The organism is Pseudorhodoplanes sp. (genome assembly GCF_035565795.1).
In the GTDB taxonomy this organism is placed as follows: domain Bacteria; phylum Pseudomonadota; class Alphaproteobacteria; order Rhizobiales; family Xanthobacteraceae; genus Pseudorhodoplanes.
This window is the reverse complement of record NZ_DATMRV010000208.1, coordinates 1-16,099: the sequence shown is the minus strand read 5'-3', so window position 1 is coordinate 16,099 and position 16,099 is coordinate 1. Positions and strand designations below refer to the sequence as shown.

The 16,099-nt window shown below is 61.3% G+C and carries 22 protein-coding genes and 1 tRNA gene; 8 read left to right on the top strand and 15 right to left on the bottom strand.

Annotation, left to right across the window (positions count from 1 at the left end; all coding sequences use genetic code 11):
- The 3 genes from VNZ93_RS18845 to VNZ93_RS18835 all read right to left on the bottom strand — a co-directional run.
- Positions 1–752, bottom strand: a 752-nt coding sequence (locus tag VNZ93_RS18845; protein ID WP_414710120.1) for an extracellular solute-binding protein, incomplete at its 3' end; no start/stop codon positions are given.
- A gap of 217 nt (positions 753–969) precedes the next feature.
- Complete coding sequence (locus VNZ93_RS18840; RefSeq protein WP_325708671.1) at positions 970–1,716, bottom strand: DUF1194 domain-containing protein; 747 nt, start codon at positions 1,714–1,716, stop codon at positions 970–972.
- 304 nt (positions 1,717–2,020) lie between these two features.
- The gene (locus VNZ93_RS18835) at positions 2,021–5,065 is read right to left on the bottom strand and encodes a PAS domain-containing sensor histidine kinase (protein WP_325708668.1); all 3,045 of its coding nucleotides are present in this window, start codon (positions 5,063–5,065) and stop codon (positions 2,021–2,023) included.
- A gap of 231 nt (positions 5,066–5,296) precedes the next feature.
- On the opposite strand from VNZ93_RS18835, the gene VNZ93_RS18830 reads away from it, so the two are divergent.
- From VNZ93_RS18830 to VNZ93_RS18820, 3 genes are all read left to right on the top strand, one after another.
- Entirely contained in the window at positions 5,297–5,674 is a 378-nt protein-coding gene (locus VNZ93_RS18830; protein ID WP_325708666.1) for a phasin, read from the top strand.
- Between the two features lie 147 nt (positions 5,675–5,821).
- A complete protein-coding gene (locus tag VNZ93_RS18825) occupies positions 5,822–6,295 on the top strand; it encodes a phasin (protein WP_325708663.1) in 474 nt (157 codons plus the stop codon).
- A gap of 211 nt (positions 6,296–6,506) precedes the next feature.
- Positions 6,507–6,583, top strand: a tRNA-His gene (locus VNZ93_RS18820).
- Positions 6,584–6,798: 215 nt separating this feature from the next.
- Here VNZ93_RS18820 and VNZ93_RS18815 read toward each other — a convergent pair.
- Genes VNZ93_RS18815 through VNZ93_RS18800 form a run of 4 tightly spaced genes read right to left on the bottom strand, consistent with a single transcriptional unit; the run spans position 6,799 to position 10,155 of the window.
- The gene (locus VNZ93_RS18815) at positions 6,799–7,464 is read right to left on the bottom strand and encodes a TetR/AcrR family transcriptional regulator (RefSeq protein WP_325708660.1); all 666 of its coding nucleotides are present in this window, start codon (positions 7,462–7,464) and stop codon (positions 6,799–6,801) included.
- Positions 7,465–7,491: 27 nt separating this feature from the next.
- A complete protein-coding gene (locus tag VNZ93_RS18810; RefSeq protein WP_325708658.1) occupies positions 7,492–8,244 on the bottom strand; it encodes a cyclase family protein in 753 nt (250 codons plus the stop codon).
- A 13-nt stretch (positions 8,245–8,257) separates the two neighbouring features.
- Positions 8,258–9,370: a tripartite tricarboxylate transporter substrate binding protein gene (locus tag VNZ93_RS18805; protein WP_325708655.1), complete on the bottom strand. Its 1,113-nt coding sequence runs from the start codon at positions 9,368–9,370 to the stop codon at positions 8,258–8,260.
- Positions 9,274–10,155, bottom strand: coding sequence for an alpha/beta hydrolase (locus tag VNZ93_RS18800; RefSeq protein WP_325708652.1), 882 nt, complete (start codon positions 10,153–10,155; stop codon positions 9,274–9,276). The genes VNZ93_RS18805 and VNZ93_RS18800 overlap by 97 nt, the downstream gene beginning before the upstream one ends.
- A 134-nt stretch (positions 10,156–10,289) precedes the next feature.
- Between VNZ93_RS18800 and VNZ93_RS18795 the strand changes: the two genes are divergently transcribed.
- Positions 10,290–11,285: a fumarylacetoacetate hydrolase family protein gene (locus VNZ93_RS18795; RefSeq protein WP_325708649.1), complete on the top strand. Its 996-nt coding sequence runs from the start codon at positions 10,290–10,292 to the stop codon at positions 11,283–11,285.
- A gap of 7 nt (positions 11,286–11,292) precedes the next feature.
- On the opposite strand, the gene VNZ93_RS18790 is transcribed toward VNZ93_RS18795, so the two are convergent.
- From VNZ93_RS18790 to VNZ93_RS18775, 4 genes are all read right to left on the bottom strand, one after another.
- Positions 11,293–11,445, bottom strand: coding sequence for a hypothetical protein (locus VNZ93_RS18790; protein ID WP_325708646.1), 153 nt, complete (start codon positions 11,443–11,445; stop codon positions 11,293–11,295).
- Positions 11,442–11,627, bottom strand: a complete 186-nt coding sequence (locus VNZ93_RS18785; RefSeq protein ID WP_325708643.1) for a hypothetical protein — start codon at positions 11,625–11,627, stop codon at positions 11,442–11,444. Before VNZ93_RS18785 ends, VNZ93_RS18790 begins: the two co-directional genes overlap by 4 nt.
- Before the next feature lie 124 nt (positions 11,628–11,751).
- Complete coding sequence (locus VNZ93_RS18780; protein ID WP_325708640.1) at positions 11,752–12,018, bottom strand: hypothetical protein; 267 nt, start codon at positions 12,016–12,018, stop codon at positions 11,752–11,754.
- Between the two features lie 144 nt (positions 12,019–12,162).
- Positions 12,163–12,435, bottom strand: coding sequence for a hypothetical protein (locus VNZ93_RS18775; RefSeq protein WP_325708637.1), 273 nt, complete (start codon positions 12,433–12,435; stop codon positions 12,163–12,165).
- Positions 12,436–12,627: 192 nt separating this feature from the next.
- Here VNZ93_RS18775 and VNZ93_RS18770 point away from each other — a divergent pair, with 192 nt between their 5' ends.
- On the top strand, positions 12,628–12,939 hold the full coding sequence (locus VNZ93_RS18770; RefSeq protein WP_325708634.1) for a hypothetical protein: 312 nt from the start codon (positions 12,628–12,630) through the stop codon (positions 12,937–12,939).
- An 11-nt stretch (positions 12,940–12,950) separates the two neighbouring features.
- Here VNZ93_RS18770 and VNZ93_RS18765 read toward each other — a convergent pair whose 3' ends face one another.
- From VNZ93_RS18765 to VNZ93_RS18750, 4 genes are all read right to left on the bottom strand, one after another.
- Positions 12,951–13,079 carry a hypothetical protein gene (locus VNZ93_RS18765; RefSeq protein WP_325708631.1) on the bottom strand — a complete coding sequence of 43 codons (129 nt, stop codon included), beginning with the start codon at positions 13,077–13,079 and terminating at the stop codon, positions 12,951–12,953.
- A 19-nt stretch (positions 13,080–13,098) separates the two neighbouring features.
- A complete protein-coding gene (locus VNZ93_RS18760; RefSeq protein WP_325708628.1) occupies positions 13,099–13,356 on the bottom strand; it encodes a hypothetical protein in 258 nt (85 codons plus the stop codon).
- A gap of 194 nt (positions 13,357–13,550) precedes the next feature.
- A complete protein-coding gene (locus tag VNZ93_RS18755; RefSeq protein ID WP_325708625.1) occupies positions 13,551–13,769 on the bottom strand; it encodes a hypothetical protein in 219 nt (72 codons plus the stop codon).
- Between the two features lie 225 nt (positions 13,770–13,994).
- Positions 13,995–14,204: a hypothetical protein gene (locus tag VNZ93_RS18750; RefSeq protein ID WP_325708622.1), complete on the bottom strand. Its 210-nt coding sequence runs from the start codon at positions 14,202–14,204 to the stop codon at positions 13,995–13,997.
- 184 nt (positions 14,205–14,388) lie between these two features.
- Between VNZ93_RS18750 and VNZ93_RS18745 the strand changes: the two genes are divergently transcribed.
- From VNZ93_RS18745 to VNZ93_RS18735, 3 genes are all read left to right on the top strand, one after another.
- Complete coding sequence (locus VNZ93_RS18745) at positions 14,389–14,589, top strand: hypothetical protein (RefSeq protein WP_325708619.1); 201 nt, start codon at positions 14,389–14,391, stop codon at positions 14,587–14,589.
- A 119-nt stretch (positions 14,590–14,708) separates the two neighbouring features.
- The gene (locus VNZ93_RS18740) at positions 14,709–15,767 is read left to right on the top strand and encodes an LLM class flavin-dependent oxidoreductase (protein WP_325708616.1); all 1,059 of its coding nucleotides are present in this window, start codon (positions 14,709–14,711) and stop codon (positions 15,765–15,767) included.
- A 90-nt stretch (positions 15,768–15,857) separates the two neighbouring features.
- Positions 15,858–16,099: isocitrate/isopropylmalate family dehydrogenase (locus VNZ93_RS18735; protein ID WP_325708614.1), on the top strand; the 242-nt coding region annotated here is incomplete at its 3' end.

The window sequence follows — 16,099 nt, the reverse complement described above, 5'->3', positions numbered from 1 at the left end:
GACACGTTCACATGCGTGCCGCCGCCCTCGAAGGTCGGCAGGATCACGCGGGTCGCATCCGCCCAATCCTTCTGTTTCGGGTTCGTGGACATCAGCGCCCAGTAATAGGTGTTGCCTATGCCGAGGTCGCATTTGCCTGCTGCGACGTCGCGCGCCTGCTCGCGGTCGCCGCCCGACGGCTTCTGCGCGAGATTGGCCTTGAGACCCTTCAGCCATTCTTCGGCCTTGGCCTCGCCGTGCTTGGCGATCATCGCGCCGATCAGCGCGTTGTTGTAGATATGCTGACCGGAGCGAATGCAGATCTTGCCCTTCCATTTCGGATCGGCGAGTTCCTCATAGGTGATCGCGTCCTGCTTCACACGGTCCTTCGATGCGTAGATCACGCGAGCGCGCATCGACACAGCAGCCCAGTGACCTTCCGGATCGCGATATTGCGCGGGCACCGTCTTCTCGATCACGTCAGACTTGATCGGCTGAGTGATGCCGGCCTGCACCGCATCTTCCAGGCGGCCGATATCGACCGTCAGCAGCACGTCGGCCGGGCTGTTGGCGCCTTCGGTCTTGATGCGCTGTTCGAGGCCGGAAGAGGCGGAGACGACGTTCACCTTGATGCCGGTGTCCTTTGTAAAGGCATCGAAAAGTGGCTGGATCAGCTTCTGCTCGCGATAGGTGTAGACGTTCACTTCGCCCTGGGCCGAAGCGAGGGTCGGCAGACAAACGGCGATCGCGCTTGCGGCCGCGGCGACCCACATGCGGGTCTTGAACATCGGTGTTCTCCCGGTTGAGTTTTGTGCAGCTAATGGCCGGGAAACACACAGCGTCAAGGCAAATTCCGAAAGTAGATCAACCAGTTAGAACGATTCTAGTCTGATTTAGAATGGAATGAATCCAAACAAGGCCCTTCCGTGTTGAAGAGTCGACCACTTCGGCGCGGAGGCTTTTGCGAAGCTCTGGATGCAGCCAAATGCCTCAGGGTCGCAGGGCGAGACCGGTTGTCGACGGCCGCGGTGCTTGTGCGATCTCCGCAATCAGCTTCGAGATCAGAGCCTGCCCGAATGACTTGAAGCTTTCGGCCACCGCGACGAACGCGCCCGGTCCGCCAACCACATTGTCCTGGAAGTATTTTGCAAGACCGCCGGGTGGGTTCGTGTGTTCGGGATTCCAGGGCAGCGGGTGCTCGCTCAGGATCACCAGCCCGTTGATGGTCACGCCCTTGGCAAGCGCATCCTCGCGCGCCGCCGGCAGGCCGCGGCCGGAATTATGCGTGCCATCTCCCGACACATCGATCGTGCGTCGGGGCGCTTCATAAGGAGCGCGCTCCAGCATTTCCATGGAGAAATCGATCGCACCCGAGATGGATGTGCGATCTGCGAACGAGCGGGGCGCCTCGACAAGGGCGTCTGCAAATTTGCGTGCCGCATCCGCGCCATCGATCAGCGTCCAGTCGATCACGATCTTCTGCGCGCCGGCACCCGACCATTCAATGAAACACAATGCAATCCGGCGCTTGGGCCCCGACATGATCGCATTCATGACGCGTTCGTCGGTGATGGCGGCGGCGTAGCCGTCACGCTGCAACTGGAACTTCGGTTGGTCGACGCTGCGCGACACATCAGCGGCAAGGACGAGAAGGAGATCGACGGCCTCTGCCGCACGGGCGGGGAGGGCGGCCGCGAACAGCGCCAGAATTGCAAGCAGGATGCGTAGCTTGGCCATGACGCACTCCGGACGGAGCGATTTCCATTCGCCACGCCTGCGCGAAGTCTAACGCCGTCTGTGGCGGAAGTCAGCCAAACCGGAGCAAGAGCCCTGTCAGTGGAATTCCCGCCATGCGGGTTGACCACACCTCGCCCGGCCGGACGGGGTAGGCGCGGGTCAATGTTCCGGTGGTCACGATCTCGCCGGCGGCGAGCGCCTTGCGCGATGTCTAGGTCCGGAAAGCGTGTGGTGAAAGGCTTAATGGGCCGGGCTTCGTCCAGCGCTGCAAGCGCTTCGCGCGCAACCGCCTCGATATCCGGGGTCATTGCGCGAGAGCGCGTGCCGCCGGAAATACGATTTCGACCAGTGTGCCGGCATTGACCGCGCTCTTGATCGAGAAGCGAGCGCGGTTGGCCTCGACCAGTGCCTTCGTCAGCGGCAAACCGAGCCCTGTGCCGTTCGTGTCGGTGCGTGACGATGTCGCGAGTTGGCGGAACGGCTGCAGCGCGGTTTCGATGTCTTTCTCGCTCATGCCAACGCCGGTGTCGCGTATTCGAAGCATGACGTCGCCGCGCTCGCCGCTCGCGGTTGAAACGATCACCTGTCCGCCGGGAGCGGTGAACTTGATCGAATTAGAGAGCAGGTTCAGCACGATCTGCCGGACCGAACGCGTGTCGGCGACGATGCCGGGAATATTCATCGACAGCGCGGTGCGAACGATAACGCGCGCACGGTTTGCCTGCGCCTGCATGATCGCGACCGATTGCTGCGTCACTTCATTCAGGTCGACGCGCTCGAAACTCAGCTCCATCTTGCCGGCTTCGATCTTCGACAGGTCGAGCAGGTCGTTGAGGAGCGAGACGACATGCGCGCCGGACATGTTGATGTCCTTCAGATAATCGCGGTAGCGCTCATTGCCCACCGGACCGAAGCGCTCTTCCATCATCACTTCGGAAAAGCCGATGATCGCATTCAGCGGCGTACGCATTTCGTGGCTGATCTTGGCGAGGAATTCGGACTTTGCGGCCGACGCCTGTTCAGCCTGGTGGCGCGCCGCGATCATGTCCTTCTCTGCGTCTTTCCAGCGAGTGACGTCGCGGAACAGCGCATGGAATTGCGTGCCGGCGCTGTCTGCGCGGCCGAGCGTCAATTGCAGGGCCAGAAGGCCACCCTGGCGGTGCCGCCCGATGAGGTCGTCGGCCGTGTTGTCGGCATTCGCATCGCCGCGCACAAGACGATCGAGCCGCGCCTTCGCAATGCGCTCGCTTTCGGGGGCAAAGAGGTCGCCGAACGCGCGCCCTGCAAGTTCACCCGGTTCATATCCGAACAGCCTTTCCGCGCGCGCGTTGGCGCTTGTGATTTTCGCAGTACGGTCCACCGTGACAACACCATCGACGGCAATGTCGAGCAGGCGGTCAAGCTCGGTTCGCTCTGTCGCAACGGGTTGCGCCGGCTTTGCGGCCGGCTGCAGCATGAGAACCATTGCGCTTTCGCCATCGACCCGCGCGGAGACGAGTTGGCCCTCCAGCGCGGAATTGCTGTCCGATGCCGGGACGCGCAGGCGCCGTGCATCCTCGCCATCACTGCCGCTGAATTCGACATGCATCGAGTCGAGGCCGCCTGCATCGGCAAAGGCCGTCAGCGTGGGGTGGCCCGAAAATGTCAGGAAGGCGCGGTTGGCATAAAGGAAGTTCGCGCCGCGGTAGATCAGAATGCCGATGGGCAGCTTGTCGAGGACCGGCCGCTGTGTCGCAAGATCGGTCTCGTCCTCGGCGAACGCGTCGGGCAAGGCGTGCGCCTGCGGATGCGGTTGAGCGTGCGGCGTCGCGACGATGGCCGGTGGAATATAGGGTGGATCCTCGCGCGGATCGGATTTTTCGATCAGGCCGCGCGCGAGTTCGTCGGCGCCCTTCAGCCGCGAACTCAGCCGGCTGCCGAGATCGCGAAACGCGCTACGCTCGGCTGGGTTGAGTCCGACAGGTTTCGGATCGACGTGAGCGAACGGGAACGGGACCACATTCTCTGTATTCGGGAGAGTGTGACTCTCCGTCACGGCGTCGCTGTCTGATGTCGATGAGTCATCGGTTTCGACATCAACGGCGATGGGGCTGGCCGGGCGCGCCAACGTGTCGTGCGTTTTTCGCGGAGCATCGGCGGCGGCGTCTTCCGCAGTCGAGGCTTCGAGATCCGCCTGCATCGCAACGAGCGATTTGGCCGGGAGGATCGGCTCGGATATCGGTGACTCCAAAGACGTCCTTGTGGGCGCACGCTGCTCGTCATCGGCCGACGCTTCGCCTGCCCATACGCCCAGCCCGCGATATCCGCGGAAGATCCGATCGCGGTCGAAGACAGGGATGCCTGATAACGTCACCGCGACGGTGCCGTCAGCGGTCGGCCATGTCACATCGATGCCGCTCCAGGTGTCGCGCGAGACAAGCGCGTTAGTGACTCGCCCGTCCGGATCGAGTGCGAGTTTTGCCGATATCTCGCCCCAGAACCGGCCAAGCAGATTGGTGGTGCGGACGCCCGACAGGGCCAGGAATTCGTCGCCCTTGATGGTGAAGCGGTTCTCGGCATCCGTTTCCCAGAAGAACCGCAGCGGGTGTCGCCGTCCGGACGCTTCGCTGCTCTTCGTCATGGCGGACGATGAAGAGGCGCCCTTTAAGGCAGCGTCACGACCGTTGCGATGCGGCGGCGCCTTGGTCATCGCGGTGATCGCCTCGGCAATGGGTGAGAGATCGAGAAGAGCGGGCTGCGCACTCGCGACCCTCGAAGGAGATGTGATCGGTTGCGAATTCGCCGGAAAGAAGGCGAGCGTCAGTGCATCCACACCCTCGCCGACCCCCAGCATCTCGACACCGTCGCCGAGATCGCTGACGGTTGCCGTGCTACAGATGAGATGTGCTGCGTCCGCCGTCGCGTGTATCAGGGTACCGTCCGGTCCAAAAGCCGCGGCCGCGCCGTTGCCCTCGATCAGGTAGCGCGCGCGTTCGCGCAGCGTCGGTGTGGTTGTGGCGGCTTCGGTCGCGGCAACGAGCAGGGCCGAGCCGGTCTCGTGCTTGATGCGCGCGCAGGTGCAGGTGAGCGGCTGACCGAAAGCCGCGCCGAGACCGCGCAGGCGCTCAAGACGTGGCTGGCCTCCGGGACGTAACGTCTCCGCACTGCGCGCGATGCGCGCTGCGAGGTCGGGCGGGAGGGCAAAGCGCTCGATGTCTTGATACTTCGCAAATCCGAGTGCTGCGGCGCCCGCCGCGTTTGCAAACAGCAGCCCGGAGCCGTCGCTCGCAAACAGCCATGCGGGACGCGGGCTGCTTGCATGCGCAGCGACAGCGGCGTTGTGCAGCATATGGTAGGGCGCTCGGCTCATCGTCGGTCGCGCAAGGTCCGCTGTCTCGCTCCAAGGCATTGCATTTTAAGCGATTCTTAATAGTCGGCGGTGCCTCCCGCGTCCATGTGGGCGGCCAAGGCCGCCGCGGATAACCTTAACTTCGCCGGCGTTGGCCTTTGAATTCGAACGGTCAGCGAAACAGTCTCGGGCGTCCCGTGTTACTATGCAAAGTGGCTTGCTGATTGTTCATTCATTTGTACGGGGACGACCATGGACACCATGAAGCCGTTCGAAGTGCCGGCGGATATGCGCAAGTTCGCCGAACAAAGCATGGAGCAGGCGCGTCAGGCCTTTGAGCGCTTCATCTCGGCGGCGCACGAGGCGGTTGCCGATTTCGAGGGGCGTGCCCAGGCTGCCCGTAGCGGCGCCATGGATGTCGGTGGTCGCGCCATGAGCTACGCGGAGCGCAACATGGCCGCCTCGTTCGAATTCGCGCAGAAACTCGTCAAGGCGAAGGACGTCGGGGAAGTGGTGCGCTTGCAGACGGAATATCTGAAAGCGCAGGTTCAGGCGCTCAATGAGCAGACGAAGGACCTGGCCGACGCTGCCGCGCAGCTCGCCAAGGATGCCAGCCAAAAGCCGCTCTAAATTTGCCCCGATTGTGCCGCGACCCCGGCTAAGTGCAGGAAGATACTGGAAAAAATGATGCGACGCAACAAATTTGTTGCGGCGCACCATGATCAGTGCTAAATTTGCAATTGCAGCCAGCCCTGCCACCCCCTGGAAGGACGAGTCATGACTGAGGCCAGCGTTAAGTCGAAAAAGTCGGCTTTCGATATGCCGACTTTCGAGATGCCCAATTTCGAAATGCCGAAGATGGAAGTTCCGGCCGCGTTTCGCGAATTCGCGGAGAAGAGCGTTTCGCAGGCGAAGGACAACTGGGAAAAGATGAAGGCGGTCACCGAAGACGCGACCGACATGATCGAGACCAGCTACTCGACCGCGACCAAGGGTGCTTCCGATTACGGCCTTGCCCTGATCGACGCCGCGCGCGCGAATACGAATGCCGCGTTCGATTTCTATAGCCAGCTGATGACCGCGAAGTCGGTGTCGGAGATGATTGAACTGACGACCGCCCACACGCGTAAACAGTTCGAAACCGCCACCGCGCAGTCGAAGGATCTGACGGCGCTTGCCCAGAAGGTTGCGACCGAGTCGTTCGAGCCGCTCAAGTCCGGGATGACGACCGCCTTCAACAAGGCCGCCTGACCCCCGAGTCGGTAGCGTTGCGTTGAAATGTGAGCCCGGGCCGTTTGCCCGGGCTTTTTCTTGCGGCAATGCGCGGCCCCGGAACCCGGCACGGGACGCCCCGCAAACGCTTCAACATGGAGCGCGCTGATTGCTTGCCAAACCGGTGCCGAGCCCCTAGTTTCCGGCCGTCTTTCGCGGATCGCCCGTTGGGCCGTCACCCGCGTCCGATGCAGCTGTAGCTCAGTTGGTTAGAGCGCCTGACTGTGGATCAGGAGGTCGGTGGTTCGAGTCCACCCAGCTGTACCATGTAACTGATTGATTTTCATTCAGAATTTCTGAGCGGATTTTCTGCCCCCAGAATTCGGGTCACGAGCGCGTCCTGACAACCTTCAGCAGCTACGGCAACCTCGATCCTCAGTGGCAGGCGGAGATCATGCGGTCATTTTCCGCCGCAGCCTGATGGCCGCCTCGTCTGTTAGCATTCGAATCTGACAGCGTTCGAAATCCGCGCTTTGAATGGACTATAGTTTCGCGTCGGCGCCATACGCGATGCCGCGAATTCCATGCGCGACGAAGCGGATGTAGTCCCGCTGGACATTTGCGGCTTTTGGCAAACCGCGCATTCCGCCCAGCCGCATGCTGCGCTCATTGGATGAACTCATTTGAAGACGTGCGCCAAGCGCAAAAAGATAGGCCCACACGGCGTCCTTCTTTTTTAATCCGGGGACCACCTGCATGAAGGCGATAATGAACCGCATAGCGATCGGGTCGTAGTATCGTTTCATCAGCTTTTTCGAGCGCGCATCCGAAGCAATCGACACTGCGCCCACGACTGACGCAAAATATTCACCGGACTGGGCCTCGCTGCCAAGCCACGCCGGGGACGGCTGCAGAAGCACGTCGATCAACGCTTCAAGCGTCGGCGGCTTTGGACCTGCCAGCAACTCCTCGAGCCGCTTCTCACGGAACGCGTTGATCACGCCCGCGCGGCGCTCAAACATCGCTTCGTACAGCTTGCCTTTGGTCGAAAAATGATAATGGAGCAAAGCTTGGGCGACGCCCGCGCCGAGGGCAATCATGCGCATCGACGCGCCGTCATAGCCGTGGAGCGCGAAGACCCGCTCTGCGGAATCGAGGATCGTGTCGCGAGCGTCCCCCGCGGCGGCGCGCGAGCGTCGACGTTTCATGTTGCTCCGGGACACTCACGCCAAGGTTCAATCATCGATGATAGCGACGACGCGGGACCATCCTGCCGTGCCTTGCTCGATCTTGACCGGAAAAGCAACCACCGTGAAGCCGGTCGGCGGCAGGGCTTCGAGATTGGCCAGTCGTTCAATCTGCAGGTATTCGCGCGTCCGCCCGATCATGTGTGTGGGCCACAGCGAGTTTGGGATCCCCTTCTTGTGGTCGGCAGCCATGTCACGAGGCGCTCTGTCCAGCCCCCATGCATCGATGCCGATCATCTTGATTCCCTGATCGAGAAGATAATGGCATCCGTCGGGATGCAGGCCCGGTTGCAGGTTCGGAAATTCCGGATTGTCGAAATGTTTGTCCGTGTCGGTGCGAAGCAACACGATCTCGCCCGGCGAGAGCGTGTGGCCGATTTTGGCGAGCGCCTGTTGAAGGTCAGCACGATCAATGAATTCGGCCGGCTTCTTGTGCGAGAAGTCGAGGCAAACGCCCGGCCCGTAACACCATTCGAGCGGCACCTCCTCGATGCTCTTGGCTGGCTTTCCCTCGCAAAGCGGTCCGTAATGCAGCGGTGCATCGACATGCGTGCCGCCGTGAGCGGAAAGGGTTACACGCTCATGGGCCAATGCCATTCCGTCGGGGTAGCCGCTCGGCAGGAAATTAAAGTCGGCCGCCCGCCTTCTCGCGGCCTCGACGTGATTCATTCTCACGATTTCGGGGCCACCGGGCTCGAAAGATTGATTGCGTATCGTCACACTCAAGTCGATGAAGCGCACTCTTCTGTCTCCACTAGGGGATTTTTGCTTTTGAGATCTGGACGAGCAGCTTCCACTTTTCGTGCTCTTCCTTGATCAGGTCCGCGAATTCGCGGCGCGTAAGGTTTCCAGCGATGAAGGTCTGCGGTTTCAGCACCCCTTCGACGAACTCCGGTTGCTTCAGGATTTCGGCCACATCAGCGTGGATCTTGTCGAGGATCGGCTCCGGCGTCCCTTTGGGAGCAGCGAACCCGAACCAGACATTGATCACATAGTCCTTCACCGTTTCGGCAATCGTTGGCAGATCCTGGCGATTGGGCAGCCGCTTGTCGGTAGCAGAGGCAAGGATGCGGAGTTTGCCGTCCTTTTCGAGCGCGTCGAATACTGAATAAGTCACCATATACATGGTCAGGCGGTTCGAGATCAGATCAGTCACCGCGGCGGACGATCCCTTATACGGGATGTGCTGAATATCTGTGCCTGTCAGATGCTTCAGATATTCCAACGCGACGTGCGGATAAGAACCGACGCCGGGGCTTGCATAGGTCAGCTTGCCGGGGTTCTGTTTGGCAAAAGCGAGCAGCTCCGCCATTGATTTACCCGGCGCTTCGTTCGAGACCGCAAGCACCGGTGCGAGATGCACTCCAAGAGCAATGGGTGCGAGATCTCTGAGCGGATCGAAGGGCAGCTTTTCGTAGATGTGCGGATTGATGACGAACGACGCGCTGTCCGAGAACAGAAGCGTGTAGCCATCGGGAGCCGCCTTCACGACGGCGTCAGTGCCGAGCGTCGTACCGGCTCCGGGCCTGTTCTCCACCACAACGGGCTGTCCCCATTTTTCCGACAGGCGCTGTGAGATCGCCCGGGCAACAGTGTCGGTCCCACCGCCGGCTGTATAGGGAACGATCACCTTCACCGGTCTATCGGGATAGGTTTGCGCACTCGCTGAGGCGGACATCGCCAACACGCCGATCAAGGCGAGACATGTGCCAAGAGCTTTCATGATTTTACTCCGTGGTAGAGCTTTCGAGCATTGTGTGGGCTCGACCCTCAGCGTGCGGCGCCATGAAGTCGAGCGGGCAGGGAAGACTGGGCTTCGAGAAAGCCCGCGAAGATCGCAGCCAATTTCGGCTCCGCGGCGTGCCACTCGTCCGGATCCCAGTGCTCCTTGAGATTGCCGTAAGGCCCGTCCTCGACCACGCCCTCGTAGAGGGTGATCTGAGGGGCCAGCGCGGCGATCTTCCGGGCGGCGGCCGGGTCATGAATCCGGTCATTGCCGGGGATCAGGCAGATCGGCAGGGCCAGGGATTTCAGTTGATCTTCCGTGGCGCCGATCACCGGCAGGCTGGCCGAGTGAATGAATGCCTGTCGCCAAGTTTCCATGACCTCGACGAACTTTTTCACATCGATCTGCATCAACTCGTCACGGCCTTTCGGACGGACGCGAATGCACTCGGCGAAGTGCGGTGATGCACAGACCGCCGCCATGCCGCCGCTATTCGCGAGCGCGATGTACTGCCCGTAATAGTCGTCGGCCAGCGTGTGCGCGGCATGATGCCCGCCGGTGACGCGCCACAAAAGCAATCCGCGAACGGCGCCGGGATGCCGCAGCGCGAATAATAGCGCGAGGCGCGCACCTGCCGATGCGCCTCCGACAAACACCGGCGCCAGGCCGAGGTCATTACAAAGATGATAGAGGTCGTCCGCCCATATCTCGTGCTCCGAGCCCCCCGGCTCAATTGCGAGTTGTGAGCGGCCGCAGTTGCGGCGGTCGTGCAGCAGGACGCGATAGCCGTGTTCCGCAATCCGCTCGGATAGGCCAACCAGTTCGTCATAGGGACGTCTTGCGCCGGGATTGAGCGCTATTGCAGGACCGTCGTCACCAATGATCTCGTACCGCAGCGTCACACCGCGCACCGCTCGCTCCGGCATCCGTCCCTCAACTTCGCTTTCTTGTCTTTCGAGCGAAAGGCGTCTTCAACGCTCAAAATTGACTGATCGATCAGTCAGTTTAATATGCGCCAGCGCCTTGCGACAAGTCCCATGTGCGAGTTCGATCCGAAGTTATGAAACTGGTTACGTTCAGCCTGAACACGCCGCTCGGCGCTGTCGAGCGCGTTGGTGCCTTGCGCGCCGGGTCCGTTGTTGACCTTTCCGCTGTTTACGCGTGGTGGTTGCACCGGCGCGGTGTCGGCGCTGCGACTGCGTTGGCCGAGAGCATCATCCCGCCGGACATGGCCGAATTTCTGTCGCGCTGGCCAATGTCACGTGAAGCAGCAGAGACCGCACTGTCCTTTGCTGACGATCTTGATCACGAAGCGGTTTCATCTTTTGGTGCGCGAGCGATTTATCGCGTATCCGAGTATCGTCTGTGCACGCCGCTTCGTCCGCGCCGGCTGAAGGATTATCTTGTTTATGAGGCGCACAAGAAGCAGGCGATGGCCGCGCGCGGGCTTGAGATGCCCGAACTCTGGTATCAAATGCCAACCTACACAAACCGCAATCACTGCGGTCTCGCCGATCCTGGTCAGGATATCGTCTGGCCCTCTTACTCGCAGAGACTGGATTTCGAATTCGAACTCGCTCTGGTGATTGCGCGGGCAGGACGGGACATCGCTGCGGCCGATGCCATGGACTACGTCGCAGGCATTACGATCTACAATGACTTCAGCGCGCGGGACATTCAGGCAGACGAAGGGCGCATCGGCGCCGGGCCAGGGAAAAGCAAAGATTTCGACTACGGCAATGTCCTCGGCCCGTGCATTGTCACTCTCGATGAGATCAATCCGCATGACATCACGATGATCCTCAGGGTCGACGGGCGTGAGTGGTCGAGAGGGCACACCAGCGGCATGAAGTTCTCTTGGCCGCAGATCGTTGAGAACGCGTCGCGCGGAGAAACGATCTTCCCGGGCGATGTATTTGCCTCCGGCACAATGGACGGCGGGTGCTGTCTCGAACTCGATCGCACCCTGGAACCGGGGATGGTCATCGAGATGGAAGCCGTCGGCATTGGTATCCTGCGCAATCGTATCATCTCGGCCCCTCGGAACGAGCGATAGCCGGTAGTTACACAAGGCGGCTCGCGAAGGCGTACATGCTTCCGACCACCGCCAGCGTGCGATTGGCTTGAAATGTTGTGTTGGCGAGCGAGGAATGGAGCTTGCTGACTTGCGCGCGCGACAGGTTGTCAGCCTTGGTGGTCCCCAACGCGGGCTTCACGATCCGTCCAGAATATTGCGGTATGACTGGGCCGTTCCGGCCTTCCGCTTGGCCCGAACGTGGTCGGCCATGAAGCGGTCGGCCATGAAGCGGTCGGCCATGAAGCGGTCGGCCAGTTCGGCCACCGTCGGCATATCGCGTTCGGTGGTCTTCTGGTTTGCCGGATCGTGCCCATGCGCCACCGCTCCCAAAATGGCCTTTGCGCGTGCCCTAGCGCGTTCTGGCGCGATTTTTCCGACGGCTGCGAGCCGGGTGGGCAACGAACCAAAAGCCCCACCGCGTAACGTGGCGGGGCTTTGATACGTGTCAGCGCATTCCGGTTGGATTTCGTTCGGTGCCGGTCTTCGACGTACCGGCTGCGCCGCCTGCGGTCGATTCTGGCGAACTCTGGCCCCTCTGCGCTTTGGCTGCGCCCTTCTTGGGTGCGACGCCGGTCGTCGCTCGCTCGGCCTTGCCGCTCTTCGATGTCCCGACCGCTCCGCCGGCGGTCCCCGACGGTGCACTTGTTTGCGCCGAAGCAATCGACACCGCGAGCAGACTGGCAGCCCCGACTATCGCGATCTTCTTGAACATGAGGAACTCCTTGTGCATTGGGCAGGGCGCTCCGAACAAGCGCCGACCAAGACCTAATGCTGCCGGAGAGCTGAGTGTTCCGATCCGGAAATTTTGCGACGACGATTACGCAAGCCCTTTCGCGTGCGCGAAGGCACCCAGCTGTCATTCACGCGACAGGAGCGCGAGGCGCACAGCCGCGTGGGTTGCCGGCATGTCTCCCTCGTGCAGGGCAGCGTCCATAATCCGCTCCGCGGCGACCCGCGTCGAGGGGGTCGACGGCATCTCGATCAGGCGCTGGGCTGCATCTTTCAGAGTGAACAGCAGCGTTCCGTCCGGCATCCGGATTGGCCGCACCAGAAGGCGGTTCCAGTTGGCCGTGGTACGGCGCCGCTGGTCTTGCAGAACAGCTTTGGCAGGCAAAACGCGACCGGACATTCGGTGAACCCGACTCATATTTTGACGGAGTGTACTCCCGGTTGCCCGCGAGAGCATCATCGCGGCAAGCATGATCTCGTGTTGTGAACCGGAAAATTAAGGTCCGCGCCTCACTCGATTTTTGCGCTTTTCGACAATGGTGAGCTTCGACGATTGCCTATATGCCATGTGGGCGGCGATCGGAGGTCGGTTATGACAATGGCTTTGAAAGCATTGGTTGCGGCTGCGACCGTTTTGGGTCTCGCAGCAAGCATCGGACCGGTGTCGGCCGCTCCCAGGGGCGATGCTGTGTCGAAGAGCGAGCGCGTGAAGAAACCCGTTCGCCACCAGCAGAGGGTGATCCGCCATCCGCAGGCCGCGCCGGCCTTCGCGCATCGTCAGTTGCCCTGGGCCGATCCTTCATTCGATCGCAACGGGCGGCCCTACCGGCCGAACGTTTATTACCCTTGCACCGTGGACCTCGGCTACGGACGTTTCGCGAGTTGCGATACCTGGAACGACTGACGGCGTTGGCGTCAGTTGTTGCCTCGCCCGCGCAGGGCAACGACCGCGATGCCGACAACGACACCGACGACGAACACCACGACGGCGAGTTGCGTCAGCCCGACCGCAACGGCCTGTTCCACCAACGAGCCCCAGTTCATGGAATGGCTCCGGCCTCGCTCACTCTTTGCTCTTTAATTGCACTTCGTTTGCCGTGATGAAGGAGCGGATCTCGTCGGACATGGCCAGCAGCTTGAGCCATTGCTCTTTGTAGAGCGTGACCGGAAAGCGGCCGAGCCCGTAGACTGAAACACCGCCCTTGTCGCTGACCTTGATGCGGGTGCTGCCCTGCGCTTTCTTCAGCGCGGCGTTCTCGCTTTTCAGCCGCTCGAGTTCGGCTTTGAGATCCTCGTCGGACATGGCGTTTTCCTTGGTCATGAGCCGGCCCAATAGCCGTGAACCGCGCAGGTTTCAACGGATTCCTGGTCATCCGCGGCGCTGGCCGCAGCAGCGATGATCGGCGACGGTTGTCGGGCGATCTCCGGAGACAGGGCTCTGTACTTGCGTGAAATGCAAGAACCCGGTCTCGGGAGAGACCGGGTTTTGCGATGCGGCCTTGGACCGGCGAAATCTCAGTAGCCGTAGGACTTGTAGCCGTAACCGTAGCCGTATGACTTGTACCCGTAGTCGTAGGACTTGTAGCCGTAGCTGTGGCCGTAAGAATAGGACGGGGTGTAGTGGTACGAATTGTAGCCGCCACCGTAATAATGGGCGGATGCAGTGGTCGGAGCGAGAGCGGCAACGGTAAGAGCGGCAGCAGCGGTCAGGCCGAGAATGGTGTTGCGGATCATGGCGAAGTCCCCTTGTCTGTGTCGGGAGCGGGTATCGCGTCCCTGATGTGTATGGGTCTTTTGAAGAGGCCGTTTGGTTCAAAGCTCCGTCTGTTTTTTTGCAATCTCACGGCACCGTGATCGCCGTGGTTCTTTCTGCTTCGGTCGGAAGTCTGCTGGCATTCGGAAAAGGAAAACCCGGCCTCGGATGAGGCCGGGTTTCGCACGCCGGGTCAGGCGGAAATCTTAGTAACCGTAGGACTTGTAGCCGTAGCCGTACGACTTGTAGCCGTAGTCGTAAGACTTGTAGCCGTAGCTATACGAGTAGGTCGGGGCGTAGTGATACGACTTGTAGCCGTAGCCACCGTAATAATGCGCGGATGCGGCGGTCGGAGCGAGCGCGGTGACGGCGAGGGCGGCGGCAGCGGTCAGGCCGAGGATGGTGTTGCGGATCATTGCGAAGTCCCCTTCTCTGTGTTGGGAGCGGGTATCGCGTCCCTGATGTGAATGGGTCGCGGTGAGGGGCGATCCGGTTCAAGGCGGAGCCCGCTTTGAGCGCGTCTCACGCGACTGTGAGAATGTAGGCCGCATACCGGGACACTCGTGTTACAATACCGTGGCCGGTGGGGAGCCTGCACGCATGAGAATCCTTGGCGTCATTCTGATCGTTATCGGTGTCGTCTTTGTCATCATCTGCTTTCTCGGAACCGCGATGATGTCGCGATCGGTGCACTGGCTTACCGAAGCCGTGCTGCCTGCGCTGATTGGCGTCGTCGTGACCGCGATCGGGATCCTGATGGTGTCGCGCGCCGCTCCGCCGCAAGAACCGAAAAGCGAGTGATCGAGCGCCGATGAGCGCTCGCCGGGACGGAGTCATGCGCGTGGCGCGCTTGAACTCGCGATGCCTTTGAGATTGTCTGGCGCAACAAAAGCAAGACATGGCAGGGAAGGGGCGCGCGCGTGCTGACGTTCGGAGTTTTCGATCACCTGGACAGCGACGGGTCTCCGCTCGGCGAGATGCTGGAGAAACGGCTGAAGCTCGTCGAGATCATGGATCGCGAGGGCTTCTACGGCTTCCACATGGCGGAACATCATGCGACGCCGCTGGGCTGGGTGCCATCGCCGAGCGTGTTCGTATCCGCCGCGTTCCAGCGCACGAAACGGCTTCGCATCGGCCCGCTGGTCTATGTGCTGCCGATGTATCATCCGCTGCGCGTCTACGAAGAAGTCTGCATGCTCGACCACATGAGCAACGGCCGACTGATGTTCGGCGTCGGTCGAGGCGCCGCACTTGTCGAGCATCAGCGCTACGGCATCGATTCGGCACATGCGCCCGCGATGTATCACGAGGCCTTCGCGGTCATCATGAAGGCGTGTGAGGCGGATGTACTGAACTTCGAGGGCAAGTATTACGCGTTCAAGGATTACCTCGTGCAGAACAGACCGGTGCAGCGCCCGCATCCGCCGATCTGGTATGGCGCGCCGAATGCCGATGCCGTCGGCTGGGCGGCACCCAACTCGGTCAATGTCGTCTCGCTTGGCCCTGCCGCCCGCGCGAAAGCGATTACCGAACGCTACCGCAAGGAATGGGGGGAGCTTGGCCGCAGCGCGGCCGATATTCCGATGATGGGCATCACGCGGCACATCGTCGTTGCCGCAACCGACAAGGATGCGAAAGACATCGCGCGCCCCGCCTATGCCGTGTGGCGCGAGGCCATCGAGATGCTGTGGGCGCGCTCCGGCATCGCATTCCCGTTGACGCAGGTCTACCCGAAAACATGGGATGAACTCGAGGCGATCGGCCATGGCGTCGCGGGATCGCCGTCAACCGTGCGCGATTACATCAGGACGCTTCACGCCGACAGCGGCGTCAATTATGTGCTCGCGCAGATGATGTTCGGCACGATGTCCTTCGAACAGTCATCGTCTTCGATGAAACTGTTCGCGCAAGAGGTGATGCCGGCCTTCGCTGCACGCGAAGCGGCTCAGCGTCGGTTGGCAGACCAAACGTCGGCTTGACCACGGAAAAGGCAGAACGCTACGCCCTCCGTCACAGGCCTGGATGCGAACGACAGTCGCTCGGCCGGTGTAACAACTGATCGGGACGACATGGCACACGGTACGACGCCTGATGGTATGCCCAAGCGGCTTCTGATCCTTCCCGGCGATGGCATCGGGCCGGAAATCCTCGCGCAGGCACGCCGCGTCGTGGAATGGTTCGCCACGCATCGCGGCCTTGCCGTCGATTTGCGCGAGGAGCATTTTGGCATCCCGGCCTGGCGCGCGCATGGCTCGCTGCTGCGCGACGAAACCTGGGCCGAAATCGAAGCCGCGGACGCGATCCTGTTCGG

Coding starts and splice junctions, on each gene's coding strand:
- VNZ93_RS18765 (WP_325708631.1), bottom strand. CDS start 13,079: ATGAACTGGGGCTCGTTGGTGGAACAGGCCGTTGCGGTCGGGCTGACG.
- VNZ93_RS18745 (WP_325708619.1), top strand. CDS start 14,389: ATGAGAATCCTTGGCGTCATTCTGATCGTTATCGGTGTCGTCTTTGTC.
- VNZ93_RS18755 (WP_325708625.1), bottom strand. CDS start 13,769: ATGATCCGCAACACCATTCTCGGCCTGACCGCTGCTGCCGCTCTTACC.
- VNZ93_RS18780 (WP_325708640.1), bottom strand. CDS start 12,018: ATGTTCAAGAAGATCGCGATAGTCGGGGCTGCCAGTCTGCTCGCGGTG.
- VNZ93_RS18760 (WP_325708628.1), bottom strand. CDS start 13,356: ATGACCAAGGAAAACGCCATGTCCGACGAGGATCTCAAAGCCGAACTC.
- VNZ93_RS18840 (WP_325708671.1), bottom strand. CDS start 1,716: ATGGCCAAGCTACGCATCCTGCTTGCAATTCTGGCGCTGTTCGCGGCC.
- VNZ93_RS18815 (WP_325708660.1), bottom strand. CDS start 7,464: ATGAAACGTCGACGCTCGCGCGCCGCCGCGGGGGACGCTCGCGACACG.
- VNZ93_RS18835 (WP_325708668.1), bottom strand. CDS start 5,065: ATGAGCCGAGCGCCCTACCATATGCTGCACAACGCCGCTGTCGCTGCG.
- VNZ93_RS18830 (WP_325708666.1), top strand. CDS start 5,297: ATGGACACCATGAAGCCGTTCGAAGTGCCGGCGGATATGCGCAAGTTC.
- VNZ93_RS18800 (WP_325708652.1), bottom strand. CDS start 10,155: ATGCCGGAGCGAGCGGTGCGCGGTGTGACGCTGCGGTACGAGATCATT.
- VNZ93_RS18770 (WP_325708634.1), top strand. CDS start 12,628: ATGACAATGGCTTTGAAAGCATTGGTTGCGGCTGCGACCGTTTTGGGT.
- VNZ93_RS18795 (WP_325708649.1), top strand. CDS start 10,290: ATGAAACTGGTTACGTTCAGCCTGAACACGCCGCTCGGCGCTGTCGAG.
- VNZ93_RS18750 (WP_325708622.1), bottom strand. CDS start 14,204: ATGATCCGCAACACCATCCTCGGCCTGACCGCTGCCGCCGCCCTCGCC.
- VNZ93_RS18825 (WP_325708663.1), top strand. CDS start 5,822: ATGACTGAGGCCAGCGTTAAGTCGAAAAAGTCGGCTTTCGATATGCCG.
- VNZ93_RS18775 (WP_325708637.1), bottom strand. CDS start 12,435: ATGTCCGGTCGCGTTTTGCCTGCCAAAGCTGTTCTGCAAGACCAGCGG.